This is a genomic window from Geomonas sp. (assembly GCF_035254065.1).
Taxonomy (GTDB): Bacteria; Desulfobacterota; Desulfuromonadia; order Geobacterales; family Geobacteraceae; genus Geomonas.
Window position 1 is genome coordinate 1 of record NZ_DATFBA010000212.1, and the last position, 6,201, is coordinate 6,201.

General features: G+C 63.5%; 4 protein-coding genes. All 4 read left to right on the forward strand.

From position 1 onward, the window contains the following. Positions 1-460: DotU family type IV/VI secretion system protein (locus VJ604_RS10130; RefSeq protein WP_324082154.1), on the forward strand; the 460-nt coding region annotated here is incomplete at its 5' end. Between the two features lie 24 nt (positions 461-484). Next, positions 485-3,907: a type VI secretion protein IcmF/TssM N-terminal domain-containing protein gene (locus VJ604_RS10135; protein WP_324082156.1), complete on the forward strand. Its 3,423-nt coding sequence runs from the start codon at positions 485-487 to the stop codon at positions 3,905-3,907. Between the two features lie 82 nt (positions 3,908-3,989). After that, on the forward strand, positions 3,990-4,496 hold the full coding sequence (gene tssB, locus VJ604_RS10140) for a type VI secretion system contractile sheath small subunit (protein ID WP_324082158.1): 507 nt from the start codon (positions 3,990-3,992) through the stop codon (positions 4,494-4,496). A 19-nt stretch (positions 4,497-4,515) separates the two neighbouring features. Further along, a complete protein-coding gene (gene tssC / locus VJ604_RS10145) occupies positions 4,516-6,003 on the forward strand; it encodes a type VI secretion system contractile sheath large subunit (protein ID WP_324082160.1) in 1,488 nt (495 codons plus the stop codon). Positions 6,004-6,201: the final 198 nt, after the last annotated feature.

A 6,201-nucleotide genomic window follows, 5' to 3' on the forward strand; every position in this document is an offset into this window, starting at 1 on the left:
GGGTTCGGAGTGGCAGCACAAGCAGCTCTGGGTCAAGGAGAGGTTGCAGCAGACTCACTTCGCCACGGCTGACGCCGGCGAGGAATTCTTCGAAAGGCTCGCAGCACTGAAGCCCGAGCAAAGGGAGGTGCGGGAGATTTACTATCTCTGCCTGGTGCTGGGGTTCACCGGCCGGTTCTGCCACAGCGCCGACCGCTCTCATCTGCAGCAATTGAAGGAGAGCACCCTCAGAGCGCTCACCGGCGGCGCCGAGCTACCCCTCGGCGCGGAGTCTCCGCTTTTTCCAGCGGCGTATCCTCCCGCGCACAGCGAAACTGCCCCGGCGAAACGCTTCCCCCTCTCGATGACGGCAGTTGCCGCCCTGCTGGCCCCACTGCTCATCTTGCTGACGCTGTTCATCACCTACCGGCTCACGCTCGGCACGGTCGCCGACAAGTTCCTGAAAACGGTGGTCAACTAAATGAGGGAGCGCTGGAAGAAATACGTGAAGCTCCTGCTAGTGGGCGCCCTGGCCCTCCTGGCGGCGCTCTTGGTGGTGGGCTTCGTACTTGCCATGGACTGGCCGCTCTGGGCCGCCCTGTTTCTGGCGCTTCTGCTGGTCGGGGCGGTGCTGGCCTGCCTCTTCCTCCAGAAGCTCTGGTTCAGGAACCGGGAGCACGGTTTCGTAAAGGACGTCATGGAGCAGGAGGCTTCCGACCGGAGGGTGCCTGAACGGGATCTGAGCGAGTTGCACGAACTCCAGGCGCGTTGGAAGCAGGGTATGGACGCCCTCTGCAGCTCCCAACTGAAAAAGCTGGGCAACCCGCTCTACGTCCTCCCCTGGTATCTGATGATCGGCCCAAGCGGCAGCAGCAAGACCACCTCCTTGAACAGCGCGACGGCATCCTCCCCCTTCCGCCAAAAGAGCGGGGCAGCAGGCGGGGTGCCTACCCGCAATTGCGATTGGTGGTTTCTGGAGCAGGCGGTGGTTATCGACACGGCGGGGCGCTACGCGGTGCCGCTCGACGAGGGGAACGACAAAGAGGAGTGGCGCCATTTCCTGCGCCTGCTGGCGAAATACCGCAGACGGGAGCCGTTGAACGGGGTGGTGGTCACCTGCGCCGCCGACCGGCTGTTTATGGAGGAGACGGAGACAGCGGCAGCCGACGGCCGAGCCATACGCCGGCGCCTCGACGAACTGATGCAGGCGCTCGGTGTGAAGTTCCCGGTTTACGTGCTGGTCACCAAGTGCGACCTTATCCATGGCTTCAACGAATTCACCGCCCAGCTTCCGGACACCTGCCTCAACCAGCCGATGGGGGCGATCAAGGAGGACCCCTCCCAGGAGGCGGCCTCTTTCCTGGCCCATGCGCTGGAGGTAACCTCTGAGCGCCTGCGCAGCCTGCGGTTGCACCTGCTCCTGGAAGAGAGCGCCGAGTGGGAGCCGGGACGTCTCCTCTTCCCCGAAGAGTTCGGCCACCTCCAAGCGGGGCTGCAGGCCTTCATGGCCGCGGCCTTCGGCGGCAACCACTACCAGGAGACCCCCCTTCTTCGCGGACTGTTTTTCTCAAGCGGCCACCAGGAAGGAAGCCCCTTTTCCAAGTTCGAAAGCTACCTCTCCGCTTCGCCGGAAGAGCCGCCTCCCCATCAGAGCGAACGCAGGCATGGGGCGTTCCTCCACGACTTCTTCGCCAACATCCTGCCGCAGGACCGATGGCTGGTCGCCCCCACCAAACGCGCCATCGAGTGGCAGCAGGTCACCGGAAACCTCGGGCTCCTCTCCTGGATCATCCTCGGCACGGCCATCTGCGGCCTGCTCAGCTTCTCCTTCGTGAAGAACCTCTCCACCATCCGCCAGATATCCCATCACTTCTCGGGTCCCGTGCAGAGCGGTACCGGCGATCTCGCCGCTTTGGATTCCTACCGGCAGTCAATCCTGGCGGTACAGGAGCGAAACCGTCACTGGTCGATGCCGCGTTTCGGCCTGAACGCAAGCATGAAGGTGGAGCAGGAACTGAAAAAGGGGTATTGCACCAAGTTCCGGCGCAGCTTCCTCCTCGCTTTCGACCGGCAACTGGCCGACCACATGGCGGCATTCCCCCCCGCCGATGCCAGTTATGGCGAGTACGTCCTGCACCTGGCCAGGCGCATCAACCTGCTCAAGGCGGTCCGGCAAGGGGACCGGGAAGGAGCCCTGCAAGCCCTGCCCCAACCGGCCTACCCGGGAGATCTGGCGGACGCCGGTCCGGCCACCCGCGAGAGATTCCGCGCCTGCTATCTTTCCTACCTGAGCTGGGGAGCCGACTCCGCCGAGGTGGAGCGCGACCTGGCCTTCTGGCAGGGATGGCTGCGGCACCTGGTGGCCGTGAAGGGAAACGACCTGAGCTGGATGGCTGGCTGGATCGACCGCAACGGCGGGAGCGCCCCGGTCACCCTGGCTGACTTCTGGGGCGGGAGCCGCCGGCTGGCGGAGGAGAGGACCGTCCCCCCCGCCTTTACCCGGAAGGGTAGAAACCAGCTGAACGGTCTGCTCAACGAACTGGAATCCGCCCTGGACGACAAGCAGTTCCTCGCGGCACGGCGTGCCGGGTTCGACAGATGGTACCGTTCCACGAGCCAGGCATCCTGGGAGGCCTTTGTGACCGGCTTCGCGCGCGGGAGCCAGCGGTTGAAGGGTGAGCGGGAGTGGCAGGAACTGGCGGCGCGGATGGCGGGGGAAAAGTCTCCGTATTTTGCTCTGCTGCACCGGTTGGAGAACGAGTTCGCCGGGCAGTTCGACCTCCCAGATCTCCCCGGCTGGCTCCAACAGGTCCGCCAGTTACAACGGGTGGAAAAGAACTGCACGGTGGCTGACAGCCAGGCGATCAAGGCTGCCGAGGGGGGCAAGCTGCTGCTGTTCTCGCTGGAGAAGAAACTGGGCAGGAAGGCCCAGGCACAGCAGATGGAAAGCCGTCTCGCCTGCGCCCGCGCCTTACGGGAGTACCGGTCGGCACTGGCGGCCATCGCTCCGGCCACCGCCTCACGAAGCCAGGCCTACCAGGCTGCCATGCAGTTGTACATGGATGATCCTGCCACCAGCAGATCTCCCTTCCTCACCGCATACAAGGCGGCCCGGCAGCTGCAGCAGGCGATGGCGGCAGGAGGCTCACCCGGCGAGCCGGTCGGGGGACTGGTCGCGGGACCGGTCGATTTCCTGTGGAATTTCGTCCGCATGGAGGCCTCGGGGTATCTGCAAAGCCAGTGGGAGGAGCAGGTACTGGGTGGGACGCTGGGAATGGACCCGCAGCAGGCGACGCCGCTTCTTTTGGGGCCGCAGGGACTGGTCTGGAGATTCGTGAAGGGGCCGGCTGCCCCATTCCTGACGCGCTCGCTGAACGGCTACCACCCCAAGGAGATACTGGGGCGCTGCGTCCAGTTCGACCCCGGTTTTCTCTCCTTTCTGGAACAGGGAAGCCACCTGCAAGCCGCAGCCACCGGCAGGCAGCCGAGCTACAACGTCGGCATCGAAGCGCTGCCCACCGACGTGAACCCGCAGGCGCGCGTGAAGCCACAGGCGACCCGTCTGGAACTTACCTGCGGCGCCGCCTCGCAGACCCTGGTCAACCTGAATTATCCGATCGGCAAGACCTTCAGCTGGTCCCCGGACAGCTGTGGCGACACCCTCCTGCAGATCGAAGTGGGGGATCTGGTGCTGACCCGCAGGTATCCGGGGCCGCAAGGGTTCGCGCAATTCCTCAGCTCCTTCCCCGGAGGCCATCACACCTTCACCCCCCGCGACTTCCCCGGCGAGAGGAAGTCGCTGCAGTCGATGGGTATCCGCTTCATCAAGCTCAACTACCAATTCACCGGCAGCGAACTCGTGACCAAGCAGACCAGCTTGGTTTGCAGCCAGGTCCCAAGGACCATCACCAGGTGCTGGACGGAGTGATCTTCCCCGCGCGCCTCCTGGATGCTGACTCACGGTCGCGCCGCCACCTGCCAACGAGTCCCCTTGAAAAAAGGAGGAAAGGATGAGCCAGCAAGCCTCGGTCGCACCAAAGGAGCGGGTGAATATCGTCTACCGTCCCGCCGAAGGAGATGGCCGCGAGGAAGTGGAACTGCCCATGAAGCTGCTGGTGCTGGGGGATTTCTCCGGCGGAAGCGAGGGTCGCCCACTCGAAGAGCGTGAGCCGGTCTCCGTCAACAAGGACAACTTCGACGAAGTGATGAAGGGGCATGGGGTTTCCCTGGCAATGGAAGTTCCCAACCGGCTCACCGGAAGCGAAGATCCCCTGCAACTACGGCTCAGCTTCCAAAAGCTGGCGGACTTTCGCCCGGAAGCGGTCGTGGAACAGCTCCCGGAACTCAAAGCGATCCTGGAACTACGCGAGGCGCTCCGCTCTCTGAAGGGGCCGCTGGCCAACCTCCCTGAGTTCAGGCGCAAAATCCAGGAGATGGTCGGCAATGCCTCGACAAGGGCGAAGCTCTTGACCGAGATAGGGATAACGGATGGCAGAGATCGCGACAACGAGCGCTGAAATCGCCAAGGAGATCGCCATGACTACGGAGACAACCACCACTGCCACCGGCAACACTCTGCACCAGGTGGGCGAAATTTCGCTCCTGCACGAGATCGTGCTCGCCAGCGGTCTGCAACCGGCCGACGAGGCCTTTCCCATAACCCGGACGGGGGTGGAAGCGCTGATCACCCTGCTAGTGGAGTCGGGGGACGAGACGGCCAGGATCTCCAAAACGGTGCTGGACGCCATGATCGCCGAGCTCGACCGCAAGCTCTCCCGGCAGGTGGACGAGATCCTGCACCACCCGGATTTCCAGAGGCTGGAGTCGAGCTGGCGCGCGCTGGAGTTCCTGGTGGACAGGACTGACTTCAGGGAGAACAACCGGATCGAGGTCTTGAACGTCAGTAAGGAAGAGCTGATCGACGATTTCGAGGACGCAACGGAGATCGCCAAGAGCGGATTGTACAAAACCGTGTACTCCGCGGAGTACGGTCAATTCGGTGGGAAACCGTACGCGGCCATCATCGCAGATTTTCAGTTCGGTCACGGACCGCGTGATATCAAACTGCTCCAGGACGTGGCCGCCGTCGCCAGCATGGCGCATGCCCCCTTTATCGCGGCGGCGGCGCCGGAATTCTTCGGTTGCGACGACTTCACCTCCCTGCCGAACCTGAAGGATATCTCCTCCATCCTGGAAGGACCCCAATACGCCAGCTGGCGCTCGTTGCGCGACAGCGAGGACGCGCGCTACCTGGGGCTCACGCTGCCGCGTTTCCTGCTGCGGCTTCCCTACGGCGACGACACCATCCCGGTCAAGACCTTCCGCTACCAGGAATCGGTAACCGACAGCCACCACCGTTACTGCTGGGGGAACGCCGCCTTCGCCTTCGCCACCCGGCTCACCGAGAGCTTCGCCGACTTCCGCTGGTGCGCGAACATCATCGGGCCGCAAGGGGGCGGGACGGTGCAGGAACTGCCGCTGCACCAGTATCAGGCGATGGGAGCGATGCAGACCAAGATCCCCACCGAAGTGCTGGTTTCGGAGCGGCGGGAATTCGAACTGGCCGAGGAAGGCTTCATCGCACTCACCATGCGCAAGGGGAGCGACAACGCGGCCTTCTTCTCCGCCAACTCCGTGCAGAAGCCGAAATATTTCGGTCTCAGCAAAGAGGGAAAGGAGGCGGAGCTAAACCACCGGCTCGGGCTGCAACTTCCCTACGTCTTCATCGTCAGCCGACTGGCCCACTACCTCAAAGTGATCCAGCGCGAGAACATCGGCAGCTGGAAAGAGCGCGGCGACCTGGAAAACGAGCTGAACCTCTGGTTGCGCCAGTACGTGTCCGAAATGGACAACCCGATGCCGGGGGTCCGGAGTCGCCGTCCCCTGCGCCAGGCTGCGGTGAGCGTGAGCGAGGTGCCGGGCGAGCCGGGCTGGTACCGGGTGGGGCTCAAGGTAACCCCGCATTTCAAGTACATGGGGGCGTACTTCACCCTGTCGCTGGTAGGGAAGTTGGACAAGGAATAGCTATCTGCTCCCACCGCCATCTCTCCCTCCCCTTCAAGGGGAGGGTTGGGGTGGCAGATGGGGTCTTGGTTAAGGCACAAAGGAGGACTCGACCATGGCCATGCCTGCACATTTAACCATTCAGGGGGAGAAACAGGGGAAGATCGAGGGCTCCTGCGACATGCAGGGGCGCGAGGGGACCATCCTGGTCTTCGGCAT